This is a genomic window from Pseudomonas sp. nanlin1, from assembly GCF_045571515.1.
GTDB lineage: Bacteria > Pseudomonadota > Gammaproteobacteria > Pseudomonadales > Pseudomonadaceae > Aquipseudomonas.
Genome location: NZ_CP124218.1, coordinates 2,684,712 through 2,700,437, shown reverse-complemented (window position 1 = coordinate 2,700,437; position 15,726 = coordinate 2,684,712). Strand labels below are relative to the sequence as shown.

Genomic DNA, 15,726 nt, shown 5'->3' with positions numbered 1-15,726 from the left:
TGTGCCCTCAGATGTGGTAAATGTCGATGACTTGATGGATGTAGTCGTTCTTGAGCACGATCTTCTTGCGCTTGATCAGCGGGTGTTCGCCTTTGACGTCCAGGCGATAGAACGAGGTGCCGAAATACGAATCCGTGGTCTTGTAGCGATGGCTGAGGGTGTGCCAATTGAAGCGCAGCTCGACGGTAGCGCCGTCGTCGCTCAGCACTTCCAGGTTGGCGATCAGGTGTGCAGTGCGTGGCTCTGGCGTACTGGCACTGGAGCGCTCTGTCTTGATGCGGAATACCCGGTCTTCCAGGCCATCGCGATTGGGGTAGTAGATCAGCGAGATTTCCCGATGTGGGTCTTCGGTGAGGCTGTCCTGGTCAGCCCAGGCCGGCATCCAAAACTCCACGTCCGGTGAATAGCATTCCAGCCACTCATCCCACTGGCGATCGTCCAGCAACCGCGCCTCGCGGTAGAGAAACGCCAACAGCAGGCCACGGGAGGTGCTCATGACTGCACCTCCTTGTCGGTGACGATCAACTCTTTACGCTCGGACTCCAGCGCGGTCAGCAGGCGTGATGCCCAGAACGCATGCTGGCGCACGAACAGGCCCTCGTCCTCGGTCTTCACGCCACTGAGCTGGGGACGCATGCCCATGGCGTTGGCATTGTCGTCCGGGCCTTCTACCCACTGCTTCGCGCCCCGGCTCAGATCGTTCCACAACGTGGTGGCACCTTGATAGCCGGCCTGGCAGGCGCGGAACTCTTCCAGATCGTCCGGTGTACCCATGCCGCTGACGTTGAAGAAATCCTCGTACTGACGAATGCGGGTGGCGCGCTCCTTGTCGCTTTCACCTTTTGGCGCCATGCAGTAGATAGTCACCTCGGTCTTGTCCACGGCAATCGGTCTCACCACGCGGATCTGCGTGGAAAACTGGTCCATGAGATAGACGTTGGGGTACAGGCACAGGTTGCGGGTCTGGTCGACGATGAAGTCCGCGCGCGCTTGCCCAAGGCGTTCGGCCAGGGCTTCACGGTGGGCATGCACCGGACGTACTTCGGGATTGAGCAAGCGTGTCCACAGCAGAATATGCCCGTGCTCGAAGGCGTACACCCCGCCCAGGCTCTTCGACCAACCATTGGCATCGACGGTGCGGGTACCCTCTGCCTCGTAGTTGCGTCGACCCATGGTCGCCGAGTAGTTCCAGTGCACGGAACTGACGTGGTAGCCGTCGGCACCGTTTTCGATCTGCAATTTCCAGTTGCCGTCGTAGATATAAGACGAACTGCCGCGCAACACTTCCAAGCCTTCGGGCGCTTGGTCGACCATCTGGTCGATGATCGTGCGGGTTTCACCCAGATAGTCGCTCAGCTCGGGCACCGCCTCGCTCAGGCTGCCGAACAGAAACCCACGATAGCTCTCGAAGCGACCAAGCCGACGCAGGTCATGGGAGCCGTCGCAGTCGAAGCTGTCAGGGTAGGCGCCGGTCTTGGCATCCTTGACCTTGAGTAGCTTGCCGGCATTGCTGAACGTCCAGCCATGGAACGGGCAGGTAAACGAACCCTTGTTGCCTTGCTTGCGTCGGCAAAGCATGGCGCCGCGGTGAGCGCAGGCGTTGACCAGACCGTGCAGCTGGCCTTGCTTGTCCCGGGTCACCACCACCGGCTGACGGCCGATGGAGGTAGTGAAGTAGTCATTGATTTGCGGCACCTGGCTTTCGTGCGCCAGGTACACCCAACCGCTTTCGAAGATGTGTTTGATCTCCAGGTCGAACAGCTGCTGATCGGTAAAAATGTCTCGGCGGCAGCGGAAAACGCCAGTGGCAGGATTTTCCTGAACAGATTCACGGATCTGTTGAGCAAGCGCGTCGATATTCTGGTTCATGGGCTGGGCCCTCCATTGTTCTTGTATCAGGCACTTTCACCTTAAGTGCCTCGCCTTCCTGGCGATATCCAGCCACTGCACATCGCTATCCGTTTACTGCAAGGCCCTCTTGGCAGCGACGTGTGGTCTGCGATGGCAGTTCACCGAAGCGCTTGCGATAGGCTTCCGAGAAACGCCCCAGGTGCAGGAAGCCATGATCCAGCGCAACCTCTGTGACGCTGCGGGCAGCGGGCGACTGCAGCAACTCATGGACCCGCTCCAGTCTGCGCTGGCGCACGTAATCGCGCGGCGACACACCCACCTGCCTTTCGAACAGCAAGTACAGCGAGCGCTCGCTCACCCGTGCAACAGCCATCAGCTGTTCGATACTGATCTCTTTGCGCAGGTGTGCATCGATGAACTGCCTCACCGCCTCGAACCCCTGGCCTTGGGATTGCGCCGGTATTTGTCGGGCTACGTTATTGGCGAGCATCCCCAGCAGCTTACTGGCCATAAGGCGTTCATAAAGCACCTGGACCTCAGGCGCTGCCGCGCTCTCTGCCTCCTGACAAATCAATCCCAGCAGTTGTACGAAACACTCATGGGTACTGAGGTCATGACGCGAAGCGGCGAAGCGTATGCCGTTGCTGGGCAGTACCCATTTCTGCTCCACACAAGCACTCTCCAGGAGGCCAACGGGCACCTTGATGATGAATTTTTCGCAATCCGCCGAGTAGGTCAGGTCGACAGGGTCATCGGGATTGATCAGCAGGATCTCGCCGGGGGTGTAAATTTGCTCTCTACCGCGGGCAAAGGAGCGACAGTGGCCGCGCAACAGGATTTGCAGGTGATAGATCGATTCCAGGGCCGGGGACAGCACCTGCACTCGCGCGCCGTAACTGATACGGCACAGGTCCAGGCTGGAAAAAGTCCGATGGCTGATGCTCGCCCGCGGTTGGCCTTTGGGGGGCATGCGAATCTCATGGCTGCCCACATGCTGGTTCACGTATTCGGACACCGCGTAGGCATCCGCCTGGTTGAAGATGCAGCTGCATTCACTCAACAGGGTGGTCATGGTGTGCGCCTCTCTTGTTTTTTTATAAGCAGGCTCGGGTTGACGACAAAAGCTCCCGCCGCATTGCGGTCGGGAGCTGAACACTTCAGCGTTTCGTCATCAGGCCTCCAGCGCCCTCACCCGCTCGCGCTTGTCCTGCTCCCTGAGCTCTTCGGTAGGCTGCAGCACGAAGTCGAATTCGATCTCCGCATACCGATCACCGCCGTCTTCGTTGAACGTAATGTCGGCAATCAGCTCGTCACGTGTGGCATAGGCGAAATCGTCGTGCAGGTACTTTTCGCCCGCCAGGTTGATCTGGGTAGTCAGGTGGCGATAGCCGGGTCCGGAGATGAAAAAATGTATGTGCGCCGGGCGTTGACCGTGGCGGCCGAGCTGATCCAGCAGCGCCTGGGTCGGGCCATCCGGAGCGCAGCCGTAACCGGAGGGCACGATGCTCTGAAAGCGGTACCGTCCCTGGTCGTCGGTCTGAATGCGGCGACGCAGGTTGAACTCGGACTGCGAGGGGTCGAAGTAGGAATAGGTACCTGCCGTGTTGGCATGCCACACATCGACGATGGCATTGGCCACGGGCTCGCCCGCCACACTGCGCACCTGGCCTTTCATGTACAGCAATGTGCCAGGATCCTGGCCATCGTCGAGCCGCGCTTCGTATTGCGACAGCGGCGCGCCGGCCACATACAGCGGGCCCTCGATAGTGCGTGGAGTGCCGCCCACATGGCCGGCCTGCTGGTCTTCAGCGTCCATCAGCAGGTCCAGGTAGTGTTCCAGGCCTAGTCCAGCTACCAGCAACCCGGCTTCCTGGCGAGCGCCCAGCTCATTCAGGTAGTTCACGGCTTTCCAGAACTCCTCGGACGTGACCTGAAGGTCTTCGATGATCTTGATGCTGTCGGTCAGCACGCGATGGATCACGGTCTTCATGCGGGCACTGCCGGCGGTCTTGTCAAAGCCGGCGGCGCCTTCGAAAAATTTTTGCACTTCGGCGGTATGGGAAATACGAACGGTCATGGCGGTGTTCCTCATCTTTGTTCTTGTGGAGACAAACGTCATTATTGTAAAGACATATGGCTTATTTCAGCGGTCGTCGGCGTAGATCGACGAGGGGTGTCTGCACATGGCCATGACTTCGATGTCCATGTAGGGATACAGCGGCAGTTGCATCAGCGTGTCGTGCAAGGCTTGGTTATCGGGCACATCAAAGATGCTGACGTTGGCGTACAGGCCGGCGATACGCCAGAGGTGTCGCCAGGTGCCCTCGTGCTGCAGGCGCTGAGCCAGTTCCTTCTCGTCGGCCTTGAGCCTTGCTGCTTGATCGGCTGGCATGTCGGCAGGAAGTTTGACGGTCATGCGTACGTGAAAAAGCATGGCAGGTTCCTCAGTTGAACAAGTGATGGCGTTTATCGACGGGCGAACCGCGCCAGGCGTGCTTCGTCCAGTTCCAGACCCAGGCCAGGCAGGCGCGGGATCAACAGCTGGAAGTCGCGGTACACCGGTGGCTGGACCACAATATCCTCGGTCAACAGCAGCGGGCCGAACAATTCGGTGTGCCATTCAAGCTTGTCGAGAGTCGCGAAAGCATGGGCTGCGGCCAGTGTGCCGATGCTGCCCTCGAGCATGGTGCCGCCGTACAGTCCGATGCCCGCAGCTTGGGCGATGGCGGCCGTACGCAACACGGCGCGAGGGCCACCGGTTTTGGCAATCTTCAGGGCAAAGATGGGCGCCGCGCCCATCTGTGCCAGGGCAAAGCTGTCTTCGACAGACTCGATGGCCTCGTCGGCCATCAGCGGGATCGGGCTGCGGGCGCTGAGGCGTGCCATGCCGGCGCGGTCGTGGCGCGACAGGGGTTGTTCGATCAACTCGACGCCGGCATCGGCCAGCCGACGGCACGCATTGATCGCAATCGCTTCGCTCCACGCTTGGTTGATGTCCACCCGGACGCTGGCCCGGTCCCCCAAGGCGCGCTTGATAGCCGCGACATGGGCGATGTCGCGGGGAGGGTCGCCTGCACCGATCTTCAGTTTGAAATGGCGATGGCGGCGCAGATCGAGCATGCGCTCGGCTTCCTCGATATCCTTATCGGTGTCACCGCTGGCCAGCGTCCAGGCGACTTCGACTCCGTCGCGCACTCGACCACCCAGCACCTCGGCCACGGGCAGGCCCAGACGTTTGCCCAAGGCATCGAGCAAGGCGGTTTCTACCGCGCTACGAGCAAAGGTATTGCCACGGATGGCTCGGTCCACGCGCTGCATGGCAACGTTGAGGTTGCTGGCATCCTGACCAATCAATAGGGGCGCAAACCAGGTATCGAGGTTGGTCTTGATGCTTTCCGGACTTTCTCCGGCGTAAGCCAGGCCACCAATGGTGGTGGCTTCGCCAATACCTACAATGCCGTCGCTGCAGCGAATGCGCAGAATCACCAGCGTCTGCCCGTGCATGGTATGCATGGCCAGCTTGTGCGGGCGAATGGTGGGCAGATCAACGATCTGGATATCGAAATGTTCGATAGTGGCGGTCATAAAATCCGTCCTGTTTATGTTTGTTCTGTCCCCAGATTGACGGGGGATGACACGCCGGTCCAATATTGAATAGGTCTCGTTAAATACCCAGGAGGTATTGTGGAGCTTCGTCACCTACGTTACTTCCGGGTTGTGGCGCAAACCCTAAACTTCACCCGTGCGGCGCAACAGCTGAACATTGCTCAACCGCCTTTGAGTCGGCAGATCCAGCAACTGGAGGACGAGCTGGGCGTCCAATTGCTGGAACGGTCGCGCCCGCTGCGACTGACCGAAGCGGGTCGATATTTCCAGGAAAAAACCGGCTTGCTGCTCGAGCAGCTGGAACGTGTCAGTACTGACACTCGCAGGATCGGCACGGGCCATAAGCGCTGGTTAGGCATCGGCTTTGCACCATCGACACTTTACGGGGCCCTTCCCGACCTGATACGGCGGCTACGGAGCTATGGCGACATCGAACTGGGCCTATCAGAGCTCATCACCCTTCAGCAACTGGAAGCACTCAAAAGCGGGCGTATTGATATCGGCTTCGGCCGTTTACTGTTCGATGATCCGGCGATCACCCAAAAGGTGCTTCGTGAAGACCCACTGGTAGCCGCGCTTCCGGCGGGGCACCCCTTGCTCGCCGAGCCGGTCACCATGCAGCAGTTGAGCGCAGAGCCTTTCATTCTGTACCCAGGCAACCCACGGCCCAGCTATGCCGATCACGTGTTGGGGGTGTTTGCTCAGCGTGGCTTGAAAATCCACGTCGCTCAGATGGCCAACGAGTTGCAGACAGCGATTGGCTTGGTGGCCGCCGGGGTGGGCATCACATTGGTGCCTGCCTCGGTGCAGCGGCTGCACCGGGATGACATCGGCTATGTGGCACTGCTTGATAGCAGCGTCACGTCGCCGATCGTTGTCAGCTACCGTACCGGCGACTTCTCGGATACTTTACAACGTTGCCTGCAGACCATTGCGCCGCATTGCTGACCCAGCAGCAGCGGGCGGCGGCGATCATGAGCCTGATCCAATCGGCGGGTATCAATGGGCATGATACGTATGCTTACCTCAAGGATGTGCTGATGCGCCTGCCGACGCAGCGAGCTAGCGAGATCGCTCAGCTGCTTGCGCATCAATGGATATCTGCATAGCTTGGAAAGGGGAGCTTTTCGTGGACAATATATCGGTAATCCAAGCGCTTATTTCAGAAGATCCCATCCGCTGGCGACTACTGAAGAAGGTGCGCTCCCTCAATTTGCCAGACTGCTGGATAGGAGCAGGTTTCGTCCGAAACGCGGTTTGGGACTATTTACACGGGCGCAGTCCTTCTCCTTTATCAACAGACGTCGACGTTATTTGGTTTGATCATAGACGTTGCTCTCCAGAGGAAGATAAAGCCTTGGAGACTCACCTCAGCGGGCTAGACCCAACCGCAATGTGGTCTGTAAAAAACCAAGCCAGAATGCATGTTCAGAATGGGGATGAACCATACCTTTCAACGACTGACGCAATGCGCCACTGGCCGGAAACCGCAACGGCGGTAGCCGTGAGACTAGGAGAGTCAGGTTTATGCGAGATCGCAGCGCCATTGGGCCTCGATGATCTGTTTGGGTTGGTTATCAGGCCAGCAGGGAAATTTGCCACGGAGAAAACAAAGATCTATCAAGAACGCTTCAAGTCCAAAAACTGGATAGAGATCTGGCCATTGCTCACACTTGCTTCACCACCTCTGTAGAACGCTTTCTCTCATGCTGAAATTTTCCGTCGATATATGAATCTGTGCCATCTTATTGGAGTGTAGACCTTGAAAACTCCCCTACACATTTCGCTTGAGTCACCTGACCAGCCAGAGGTGGCAGCTCTCATTGAAGAGCTTGATGCCTACCAAGCCCCTCTTTATCCAGCAGAAAGTAATCATGGCATCGACATAGCAGCTCTTTCTTCAAAAAATGTACTTTTCGCTGTTGGGCGTTCCTATAACGGAGGATCCGTAGCATGCGGGGCTCTGCTGCTGTGTCCAATGTATGTTCGGATATTTTCACACCGTATTGCGGTTGACCAAGCTTTTCCACTAGAAATGAAAGTTCCCAATGCGAAGACCCGCTTGGCTATGGCCGAAGCAGAAGAGATCGTGCGAGATAAAAATGCACGCTTTGAATCAACAGGCGGGCTGTTCGATGACCTCAAGAAAAACAGCGGCGAGTAAACGTGCAACGTTACCTCGCGTGTCTGACTACGCGAAGGCTTTCCTGAAAAATTGGGAGCGACTTTCCCGCTCCGGCCGTTTTGATCTCCACCGAATCAAGTAAGTTATGATGCTGTTGATCTCTAATGAAGGAGCCTTAGCGCCTGAATGGTTAGATCATCCTTTAAAGGGCAACTGGGCTGGCTTCCGGGAGTGTCATGTCGGTGGAGATTTCCTGCTGATTTACCGCTTGGCTACAGAAAGCAAACAATAACAAATAGTATTCGTTCGGGCAGGAACCCATGCTGACCTTTTTGAAGATTAGAAAAACACATTGCGCTGATCGTCGCCAGACGTAGCGGCTGGAGGAAGCCCAAGGCATGTTGCCCTGCTGCCGTCCACTCATGGAACATCAATCATCTAGGCTAGTGGGCAGCGAGATCATCCGGAAGTCATTAGGCGCGAGCGTAACCTTGTAGACCGGGATACCGATTTCGCTGCAGATGGTCAGGACCTCAAGCGCATTGCATCCGAGATTTTAGCCCCAAGATGGACAGCATTGTTCACCCGGCAAGGCTGCTCGCCTGGAAATCGGCGATCTGTTGCCACATCGCGATGGGGTTGGAATACATCGGAAAATGGCCGCAATCAGGAATCGGCGCTAGCCGGACACCCTCGGCCTGGATATACGAGAGATAGGACAATGAAGCGTTCTGCTCTCCGTACATGAACATCTTGGGGCATTGCAACCCGAGGAATTTGCCCATCAAATCGGCTTTATCGGAGAGATCGACCATCGACTGAAAAATCCCCCGCACCGCACCGGCACGTACCTTGTGCCGCAAGCTCGCGGAATAGAGTGCGCTGGCATACGCCGGAGCGTGTCGGGCACGTTCGATGAAGGCGGCGAAAAACACCTCGGGATCGTTGCTCGGGTAATCAATGATCTGCCGGCTGAGAAAGCAGTCTTCAGGGGCGATATTGCCTTCGATATCGACGAAGCTGATTACTCGGTCCGGAAACTGATGCGCCAGCATCAGTGCGGTCAGACCGCCCATGGAATGGCCGACCAGATGGAAGCGTTCGATGCCGAAATGTGCCAGCACCTGCAGCGCTGTCTGCAGCAGAAAGGGAATGGAAATCCTGGAAAGATCATCGCACTGGCTTTCACCACAACCCGGTGCGTCGTAAGCAACGAAAGCGTGACCGGCGAACGCGGGCTGCTGCACGATGTCGGCGTAGTCCTCCTTGGTCGAACCAAAACCATGCAGGAAGACGATTGGCGCAAGGACACCGGCGCGATGGATGGCAGGCACGTTCAGCTGAACATCCTCCACGGTCATCGGGAGTTGCACGTGAGTGAACGTTTCTGGTGAGGGCACGTAATTGACTCCTTGAGCGAAAAGGTTGGGCCGAGCCTGGGTTGCAGGCAGCCAGGCACGTAATTTCAAAGGAATCGAGCCATCTGTAAATTCCTAATACGGGAAGTTTTTCATAGGGCAAACCTATCAACCGATAGTTCGCGCACATTCCTTGACCCACTTAAAATTTGGCCCGGAACCGAGCCACAACATCCTCCACGACCGGATTGGGCCGATCTGCATTCCAGGCCACCGCGCTCGTCACGACATTGAGCTTCTGGCTCAGAGCCCGAAACACCACGTTGTTCGGCGCCAGTTTTTTCAAGGATGCCGGGACCAGTGCGATGCCTTGGCCATAGCTGACAAAGGCGATTTGCGAAGCGACGGAACGCACTTCATGCAGCACCCTAGGGGAAAAGCCGCTGGCCCGGCAAGTCGCGATCAGATTGTCGAAATACACCGGGCTGACCTTTCGGGAAAACATCACCAAGGACTCATTGGAAAGACTAGACAGACTGATCCGAGTACGCGAAGCCAAGGGGTGGTCACTGGGCAGTGCCACCACCAGGCGATCCTCCAGTAGCGGCAGTGAGTTGATCGAAGCCCCAAGATCACCGTCCAGCCGAGCGAAGGCCAGGTCGATGTCGCCGGCCTCCAGCGCCGGGACGGCTTCGACGCTGTCGATCTCCCGCACGGAGACAGTGAGGTGCGGGTAGTCGCCCTTCAGTTGCTCGATCAGCCCCGGCAAGACATCAAACATGGCTGTGGAAATAGCACCAATGGTCAACATTCCCGACTGTCCCGCCACCGCCTCCTCCACGGCGAGTTCCAGACGTTCCAGTTGGTCGGCGAATTTGCGCACCGCCGGCAGAATCGCCGCCCCCACTGGAGTCAGCTTTGCACCACGGCGTGAACGGTCGAACAGCTTGACCTTGAGCGCCTGCTCCAGCACCTGAATCTGCTCGCTCAGCGGTGGCTGGGACATGCCCAAACGCTTGGCTGCACGGCCGAAATTCTGCTCTTCGGCCACCGCCAGGAACAACCAGAGATGACGAATCAGTCGAAAATTGATCATGATTAATCCATAGGCTTAACGTATCTAACGTATCCGTGATTAGTAATATACCTATCAAATTGTCTCACTGACACTGGGCGCCTCTGTCACCACTGGGGCTTTCCCATGATCAATAAGAGTTTGCTGGATCGCTTGGCAGCGCTGGATACCAATACGGTCTCCGATGCGCTCGACTTCCTCGGCCTGCCAGGTGCCACTGTTGGGCTGCGCCCACTGTGGAACTGCCCAAAGATTGTCGGCCGCGCCAGCACCGTGCTGCTGGCTCCTAAATCCGATAACGTTCCCACTGTGCACCTGGTTACCCCCGTGGTGGAACAGATCGACAGCGATGATCGTGTGCTGGTGATCGCAGGTGGAATCGAAGGCATCTCTTGCTGGGGCGACATCCTCGCCAATGCAGCGGCCAGCAAGAAAGTGCGCGGCACCGTAATTGACGGTTTCAGCCGCGACATCGACGGCAGCGAGTCAATTGGCTACCCGGTTTATGGCCGCGGGGTGACCATGATCAGTGCCCGCGATCGGGTGGTTCAGATCGATGCCGCCGTCACCATCAACGTGGCCGGCGTCGACGTCAGCGAGAACGACTATGTCATCGCCGATACCTGCGGCACCGTGTTCGTGTCCCCAGCCTATATCGAGAAAGTGCTCGACCTTGGCGAGCGTATCGCCCGCCGCCAGGACGGTATGGTCGAGGCTGTTCGCAGCGGTCGCTCGGTCGCCGAAGTGATGCATGACACCCAATTCGAAGCGATCCACACGGAGCACGCCTGATGAATATCGAAGACAAAGAACTGGTCGCCTTGTTTGAAGGCCTGGACACCCCGGGTGTTTCCGATGCGCTGGACAAACTCGGCCTGCCCGGCCAATGCCTCGGTGTGGCGCCACTGGACAACTACAGCAAAGTCATCGTCGGTCCCGCTTTCACCGTGCAGTACGTGACGGCCAGCGTACCGCCCGGCACCGTGGGCGATTTCATCGACGACGTCGCGCCCGGCGAAGTGGTGGTCATCAACAACGGCGGTCGCACCGACTGCACCGTCTGGGGCGACATCATGACCCAGTACGCCGGTACTCGGCAGATCGCAGCCACAGTCATCGATGGTGTTTGCCGTGACGTAAACAAAGCGCTGGGCGATGGCTACCCGATGTTCAGCAAAGGCCGCTTCATGCGCACCGGTAAAGATCGGGTGCAGGTTCAATCGGTCAACCAACCGGTGTCCATCGGCACCTCCCGGGTCTGTGCCCGCGACATCGTGGTCGCTGACGCCAACGGTGTGGTGGTTGTCCCCCGCGCTCGCGCAGCTGAAGTGGCCGCGTGTGCCCGCCAAATCGAATCGGTCGAAGCCGACATTCGCGCCCTGATCGCTCAGGGCAAAACCCTTAAAGAAGCGCGGGCCGCACTGGGTTACCACAACCTGCAGAGGAAAGTCTGATGACTATGCTCCCCCTGGATTCTTACGCACGGGCAAAAGTGCTGGGCAGTTCGACGCTGTATGAAGCATCTCATCTGCCTTGCGCGGTCGACAGCGCGATCCGCCCGATCTGGGACGGTGCCTTTATCTCCGCCCCCGCTTACCCTCTGGAATGTTCACCCGGCGACAACCTCGCCCTGCACCTGGCCATGGAACGTGTGCCCCGTGGCAGCGTGCTGGTCGTAGGCACGGGCAGCTTCATCGCCGGTTATTGGGGCGAAGTGCTGACCGTGGCGGCCGAAGCGGTTGGCGTGGTCGGGCTGGTGATCGATGGTGGCGTACGCGATATTGCGGCCCTGAGGAAACGCCAGTTCCCGGTGTTCGCCCGCGGCATCTCGCTCAAAGGCACAGTCAAGGCCAGTGCGCCTTCGGTGGGGCAACCGTTCAATTTCAATGGTGCTTTCGTGACACAGGGCGACTGGGTGGTGGCCGACGATGATGGTGTGATCATCATTCCCAAGGCGGATGCCGCACGCACTCTGGCAGAAGGTGAAGCGCGGGCGGACAAGGAAGCGCAGATGATGCAGGCGTTGACCGAGGGCCGCTCCACCCTGGAACTGATGAACCTGACTGAGTGGAGAACTCGCGCATGAGCGCCGATATCCAACGTCTGAATCAGCGTCTTGCCAATGCGCAGCCGTCCGCGACTTACCGAATCATGGATCGGGTGGCAGAGCGCCGGGCGCAAGGTGCGAAGATTATTTCGCTGTGCGCCGGCGAGCCCGATTTCGATACGCCCAAGCATGTGCGCGAAGCGGCCATTCATGCCATTGATCACGGCCACACCCGCTACACCCAGGTCGCCGGTGTACGTTCGCTGCGGGAAGCGGTGGCGGCCAAGTTTCGTCGTGAGAACGGTCTGGACGTAGCCTGGCAAGACACCCTTGTCTGCAACGGTGGCAAACAGGTGATCTACAACGCCTTGGCCGCAACCCTCAATGAGGGTGACGAAGTCATCGTGCCGGCGCCGTACTGGGTCAGTTACCCGGAGATGGTTCAATTATGTGGCGGTGAAGCCCGAATCGTTACTCGCGACGCCGACACTGGTTTCAAGCTGACGCCCTCGGCGCTGGCCGCAGCGATCACACCGCAGACCCGCTGGTTGATCCTCAATTCGCCGTCCAACCCGACCGGCGCGGTGTACAGCCAGGAAGAACTGCACGCCCTGGCTGAGGTGTTGTTGGCTCACCCTCACGTGCTGATTCTGGCCGATGACATTTACGAGCATCTGATTTTTGATGATCAAGCGTTCTACACCCTGGCCCAGGTTGAACCACGACTGGTACCGCGCACCCTGACCATGAACGGGGTGTCCAAGGCCTATGCCATGACCGGCTGGCGAATCGGTTTCGCCACAGGGCCGCGCTGGTTGCTGGAAGCCATGGAAAAACTGCAAGGTCAGCAAACCTCTGGCGCCAGCGCTGTGTCGCAACAGGCTGCGCTCGCGGCACTGGAAGGTCCCAAGGATTTCATTCGTGAAAGCAGGGTGGCATTCCAGAGTCGTCGCGACTTGATGGTGGAACTGCTGAACGACACCCCAGGCCTTGAATGCGTCAGTCCAGCTGGGGCGTTCTACGCGTTTGCGTCCTGTGCCGGATTGATCGGGCGTACCTCAGCGGGCGGCCGGGTACTGCACACCGACGAAGATGTCGCGCATGCACTGCTCGACGAAGCGGATGTGGCCGTAGTGCATGGTAGCGCCTTTGGTCTTGGCCCTTACATTCGCATCGCCTACGCCCTGGATGACGCTTCATTGCGCCGGGCGTGCGAGGCGATCCGTACCTTCTGCACCTCACTCCGTTAATCAGTTCTCTTCCCATAATGCGTGGCTATCGCCATTGCCTTGGCTGGCCACGGATTACGACCTGATCGAGGTTGCCCGACTCCTTTATGACGCCATGGACATGCAGTCGCACTCGCCGTCGATCACATCACGAAACGGTTGCCAGGCGTGGTCAAGCCCATGCGCTCCCTCAGTGTTCCAGGTTCATATTCCTGGCGGAACACCCCTTTGGCTTGCAGCAAGGGCACCACGCCACGGGTGAAGGTTTCGAAGTCGGTGGGCAGAAATGGAAACATGAGGTTGTAGCCATCGACGGCATTTGATTCGTACAACGCTGCAAGTCTGTCCGCAATATGCTCCGCGGTTCCCATCAGTAGCCAGGTACTCGAGCTTTTGACCAACTGGCGGCCTATCTCGCGAATGGACAAGGAAGTGTCATATTTTTTGAGCAAAGCCAGTTCGGTTCTAATGCCGTCAAACTCAGACTCATCCGGCAACGCCGGTAATGGGCTGTCTGGCGATAGCCCCGTCAAGTCCAGACGGGTGTAGCTGGAGACAAGGTCAATCGCTACGGCATCGATGATAAGACTGTCCTCAAGTTGCTGACGTCGTTCTTGCTCAGTCTCATCCTCAAGCACCACGGGAAGTACGCCGGTGATGATTTTCAGATCACTCGATTGCCTGCCCTTGGATTCGAGCCGACGGTTTAGATCGGCCCTGTACGCCAGCCCCTCTTCGACCGAATTGATAAAACAGAAGTGCACGTCCGCATGGGCGGCGGCCAGGTTCTTGCCGGCCTCAGAAGAGCCCGCCTGAGCAAGAACCGGATACCCTTGAGGGGGACGGGGCACGTTGAGCGGCCCACGCACATTGAAGTGTGCACCTTTGTGATTGATCGGGTGAATTTTCGATGGGTCGGCAAAGTCACCGGTGCCCTTATCGAATTTAAGCGCACCTTCTTCCCAGGAGTCCCATAGCTGCTTGACGACGTGGATAAATTCTTCGGCCCGAAGATAACGATCAGCGTGCTTCGTCACGCCTGACAACCCGAAATTCGCGGCCTCCTCTTCCAGCCAGGAAGTTACGATATTCCAGCTGGCTCGCCCTTCGCTGAGGTAGTCCAGCGAAGCAAAATATCGCGCGAGGTTGAAGGGCTCGTTATAGGAAGTCGAAGCGGTGCCCATCAGCCCAATGTGCTCGGTCACCGCAGCCAGTGCGGACAACAGCGTGATGGGCTCAAGACGGGCGTTGGCATAGTGTTTCAACCCGCTGGCCACGGAGTCCCAGACCGCAACGTGATCCGCCACAAAAACCGCATCGAACTTCGCCGCCTCGGCCGCCTGCACCAGTTTTACGTAGTAACCCAGCGTCAGTATCTCTTGGGTCGGTGATTTCGGGTGGCGCCAGGAAAAACGATGGTCCCCTTGGGGGTTAAAAAAGAACAAATTCAAAATCATGCTTTTATTCGACATAACGCCTCCGCAACCTTACCCAGGTCGCACTCATTTTCACTGGGCCGTCTTGGCGGTATGTTCGGCGACCCACTGCGCCGCGACTTTCGCGGGGTCCTTGTGATCGATATCTACCAGGCGATTGAGTTGCTTGAGGTCGTCATCGGTCAATTTTGCAGAGACCTGGTTAAGTGCTCTGGTGACCTGCGGGGTGAGCAACGCCTTGCGCGCCAGCGGTGTGATGTTTTGCAGCGGCTGTTGGTGCTTGTCGTCCTCTAGGACCACCCAAGGCTCCTTAGCCAGGATGCCTTGCGTGGAGACGACCGTTGCCACGTCGATAGCGCCGGAGTTCAACGCTAGCCGTGACAAGGGGCCGCCCATGTCCAGCGACTTGACACTCTTGAAGTTGATCCCATAGACCGCCTTCAACCCGGGCAGGCCTAAGGCGGCCGTGGCGACTTCGGGAGGCCCGCCCAGGGTGAAATTGCCCGAGACGGGCGCCAGGTCGGACAAGGTGTGCAAGTTGTACTTGTCTGCGGTTTTTTTGGTGACGGCCCATGCGGTAATGGAGCCTGCGGACGAAGGTTCAAGCAGCTGGAGATCGGTCGGCAGCTTTTGTTGCAAAGCACTGAGGATCTCCTTTTGGGTGGTCAGGGCGGTCTTGTCGTCATAGAAACTCAACAGTGACCCCAGGTATTCGGGGACGATGTCTATATCGCCGTTTTCCAGGGCCTGGGCGATGATCTGGCGGTTGCCCAGATTGAGTCGGGTGGTGACCTCTATCCCTTGATTTTTCAGGGCTGATGCATAGATGTTGGCGAGAATCGTCTGCTCGGAAAAATTGGCCCCTCCAATAATGATGGACTGAGCGCTGACCAATGCGCTGCCCACCAGCAAGCCTAGCCCCACCAGCAATGAAAGCGGATGCGTTGAGTGTGCCTTCGAACGTCGTTTATTCTTCATGTGGGTTTGTACCTCTGCAGA

18 protein-coding genes and 1 pseudogene are annotated in these 15,726 nt (G+C 58.0%); 9 read left to right on the top strand and 10 right to left on the bottom strand.

Going from position 1 to position 15,726, the window contains the following annotated elements; genetic code table 11:
- Positions 1-7 precede the first annotated feature (7 nt).
- The 6 genes from benB to QCL65_RS12580 all read right to left on the bottom strand — a co-directional run bounded on the left by benB (position 8) and on the right by QCL65_RS12580 (position 5,436).
- Entirely contained in the window at positions 8-496 is a 489-nt protein-coding gene (benB, locus tag QCL65_RS12605) for a benzoate 1,2-dioxygenase small subunit (protein ID WP_407309051.1), read from the bottom strand.
- The gene (locus QCL65_RS12600) at positions 493-1,869 is read right to left on the bottom strand and encodes a Rieske 2Fe-2S domain-containing protein (protein ID WP_407309049.1); all 1,377 of its coding nucleotides are present in this window, start codon (positions 1,867-1,869) and stop codon (positions 493-495) included. Before QCL65_RS12600 ends, benB begins: the two co-directional genes overlap by 4 nt.
- A gap of 85 nt (positions 1,870-1,954) precedes the next feature.
- On the bottom strand, positions 1,955-2,923 hold the full coding sequence (locus tag QCL65_RS12595; protein WP_407309047.1) for an AraC family transcriptional regulator: 969 nt from the start codon (positions 2,921-2,923) through the stop codon (positions 1,955-1,957).
- 99 nt (positions 2,924-3,022) lie between these two features.
- A complete protein-coding gene (catA, locus tag QCL65_RS12590; RefSeq protein ID WP_407309045.1) occupies positions 3,023-3,928 on the bottom strand; it encodes a catechol 1,2-dioxygenase in 906 nt (301 codons plus the stop codon).
- Between the two features lie 66 nt (positions 3,929-3,994).
- Positions 3,995-4,285, bottom strand: coding sequence for a muconolactone Delta-isomerase (catC, locus tag QCL65_RS12585; protein ID WP_407309043.1), 291 nt, complete (start codon positions 4,283-4,285; stop codon positions 3,995-3,997).
- Between the two features lie 32 nt (positions 4,286-4,317).
- A complete protein-coding gene (locus QCL65_RS12580) occupies positions 4,318-5,436 on the bottom strand; it encodes a muconate cycloisomerase family protein (protein WP_407309041.1) in 1,119 nt (372 codons plus the stop codon).
- 99 nt (positions 5,437-5,535) lie between these two features.
- On the opposite strand from QCL65_RS12580, the gene QCL65_RS12575 reads away from it, so the two are divergent.
- The 5 genes and pseudogenes from QCL65_RS12575 to QCL65_RS12555 all read left to right on the top strand — a co-directional run bounded on the left by QCL65_RS12575 (position 5,536) and on the right by QCL65_RS12555 (position 7,874).
- Positions 5,536-6,405 carry a LysR family transcriptional regulator gene (locus QCL65_RS12575; protein ID WP_407309039.1) on the top strand — a complete coding sequence of 290 codons (870 nt, stop codon included), beginning with the start codon at positions 5,536-5,538 and terminating at the stop codon, positions 6,403-6,405.
- Between the two features lie 5 nt (positions 6,406-6,410).
- A pseudogene (locus QCL65_RS12570) lies at positions 6,411-6,566 on the top strand (transposase domain-containing protein); the annotation flags it as partial.
- Between the two features lie 20 nt (positions 6,567-6,586).
- On the top strand, positions 6,587-7,150 hold the full coding sequence (locus QCL65_RS12565; protein WP_407309037.1) for a nucleotidyltransferase family protein: 564 nt from the start codon (positions 6,587-6,589) through the stop codon (positions 7,148-7,150).
- A 69-nt stretch (positions 7,151-7,219) separates the two neighbouring features.
- Complete coding sequence (locus tag QCL65_RS12560) at positions 7,220-7,621, top strand: hypothetical protein (RefSeq protein ID WP_407309035.1); 402 nt, start codon at positions 7,220-7,222, stop codon at positions 7,619-7,621.
- 106 nt (positions 7,622-7,727) lie between these two features.
- A complete protein-coding gene (locus tag QCL65_RS12555) occupies positions 7,728-7,874 on the top strand; it encodes a type II toxin-antitoxin system YafQ family toxin (protein WP_407309033.1) in 147 nt (48 codons plus the stop codon).
- A gap of 289 nt (positions 7,875-8,163) precedes the next feature.
- On the opposite strand, the gene QCL65_RS12550 is transcribed toward QCL65_RS12555, so the two are convergent.
- Entirely contained in the window at positions 8,164-9,057 is an 894-nt protein-coding gene (locus QCL65_RS12550) for an alpha/beta fold hydrolase (RefSeq protein ID WP_407316828.1), read from the bottom strand.
- An 85-nt stretch (positions 9,058-9,142) separates the two neighbouring features.
- Positions 9,143-10,036, bottom strand: coding sequence for a LysR family transcriptional regulator (locus QCL65_RS12545; protein ID WP_407309031.1), 894 nt, complete (start codon positions 10,034-10,036; stop codon positions 9,143-9,145).
- A 105-nt stretch (positions 10,037-10,141) separates the two neighbouring features.
- Between QCL65_RS12545 and QCL65_RS12540 the strand changes: the two genes are divergently transcribed.
- Genes QCL65_RS12540 through QCL65_RS12525 form a run of 4 tightly spaced genes read left to right on the top strand, consistent with a single transcriptional unit; the run spans position 10,142 to position 13,312 of the window.
- A complete protein-coding gene (locus QCL65_RS12540) occupies positions 10,142-10,807 on the top strand; it encodes an RraA family protein (RefSeq protein WP_407309029.1) in 666 nt (221 codons plus the stop codon).
- Positions 10,807-11,469, top strand: coding sequence for an RraA family protein (locus QCL65_RS12535; RefSeq protein ID WP_407309027.1), 663 nt, complete (start codon positions 10,807-10,809; stop codon positions 11,467-11,469). The genes QCL65_RS12540 and QCL65_RS12535 overlap by 1 nt, the downstream gene beginning before the upstream one ends.
- Positions 11,469-12,101, top strand: coding sequence for an RraA family protein (locus QCL65_RS12530; protein WP_407309025.1), 633 nt, complete (start codon positions 11,469-11,471; stop codon positions 12,099-12,101). Before QCL65_RS12535 ends, QCL65_RS12530 begins: the two co-directional genes overlap by 1 nt.
- Complete coding sequence (locus QCL65_RS12525; protein ID WP_407309023.1) at positions 12,098-13,312, top strand: pyridoxal phosphate-dependent aminotransferase; 1,215 nt, start codon at positions 12,098-12,100, stop codon at positions 13,310-13,312. Before QCL65_RS12530 ends, QCL65_RS12525 begins: the two co-directional genes overlap by 4 nt.
- Before the next feature lie 122 nt (positions 13,313-13,434).
- Here QCL65_RS12525 and QCL65_RS12520 read toward each other — a convergent pair whose 3' ends face one another.
- Positions 13,435-14,763 carry an LLM class flavin-dependent oxidoreductase gene (locus QCL65_RS12520; RefSeq protein WP_407309021.1) on the bottom strand — a complete coding sequence of 443 codons (1,329 nt, stop codon included), beginning with the start codon at positions 14,761-14,763 and terminating at the stop codon, positions 13,435-13,437.
- A gap of 36 nt (positions 14,764-14,799) precedes the next feature.
- The gene (locus tag QCL65_RS12515; RefSeq protein ID WP_407309019.1) at positions 14,800-15,705 is read right to left on the bottom strand and encodes an ABC transporter substrate-binding protein; all 906 of its coding nucleotides are present in this window, start codon (positions 15,703-15,705) and stop codon (positions 14,800-14,802) included.
- Positions 15,706-15,726: the final 21 nt, after the last annotated feature.

What these genes read in the sequence shown, in the direction of transcription:
- QCL65_RS12545 (WP_407309031.1), bottom strand. Translation starts at nt 10,036, where the DNA reads ATGATCAATTTTCGACTGATTCGTCATCTCTGGTTGTTCCTGGCGGTG.
- QCL65_RS12540 (WP_407309029.1), top strand. Translation starts at nt 10,142, where the DNA reads ATGATCAATAAGAGTTTGCTGGATCGCTTGGCAGCGCTGGATACCAAT.
- QCL65_RS12530 (WP_407309025.1), top strand. Translation starts at nt 11,469, where the DNA reads ATGACTATGCTCCCCCTGGATTCTTACGCACGGGCAAAAGTGCTGGGC.
- benB (WP_407309051.1), bottom strand. Translation starts at nt 496, where the DNA reads ATGAGCACCTCCCGTGGCCTGCTGTTGGCGTTTCTCTACCGCGAGGCG.
- QCL65_RS12525 (WP_407309023.1), top strand. Translation starts at nt 12,098, where the DNA reads ATGAGCGCCGATATCCAACGTCTGAATCAGCGTCTTGCCAATGCGCAG.
- catC (WP_407309043.1), bottom strand. Translation starts at nt 4,285, where the DNA reads ATGCTTTTTCACGTACGCATGACCGTCAAACTTCCTGCCGACATGCCA.
- QCL65_RS12520 (WP_407309021.1), bottom strand. Translation starts at nt 14,763, where the DNA reads ATGTCGAATAAAAGCATGATTTTGAATTTGTTCTTTTTTAACCCCCAA.
- QCL65_RS12515 (WP_407309019.1), bottom strand. Translation starts at nt 15,705, where the DNA reads ATGAAGAATAAACGACGTTCGAAGGCACACTCAACGCATCCGCTTTCA.
- QCL65_RS12535 (WP_407309027.1), top strand. Translation starts at nt 10,807, where the DNA reads ATGAATATCGAAGACAAAGAACTGGTCGCCTTGTTTGAAGGCCTGGAC.
- QCL65_RS12600 (WP_407309049.1), bottom strand. Translation starts at nt 1,869, where the DNA reads ATGAACCAGAATATCGACGCGCTTGCTCAACAGATCCGTGAATCTGTT.
- QCL65_RS12595 (WP_407309047.1), bottom strand. Translation starts at nt 2,923, where the DNA reads ATGACCACCCTGTTGAGTGAATGCAGCTGCATCTTCAACCAGGCGGAT.
- QCL65_RS12580 (WP_407309041.1), bottom strand. Translation starts at nt 5,436, where the DNA reads ATGACCGCCACTATCGAACATTTCGATATCCAGATCGTTGATCTGCCC.
- catA (WP_407309045.1), bottom strand. Translation starts at nt 3,928, where the DNA reads ATGACCGTTCGTATTTCCCATACCGCCGAAGTGCAAAAATTTTTCGAA.
- QCL65_RS12555 (WP_407309033.1), top strand. Translation starts at nt 7,728, where the DNA reads ATGATGCTGTTGATCTCTAATGAAGGAGCCTTAGCGCCTGAATGGTTA.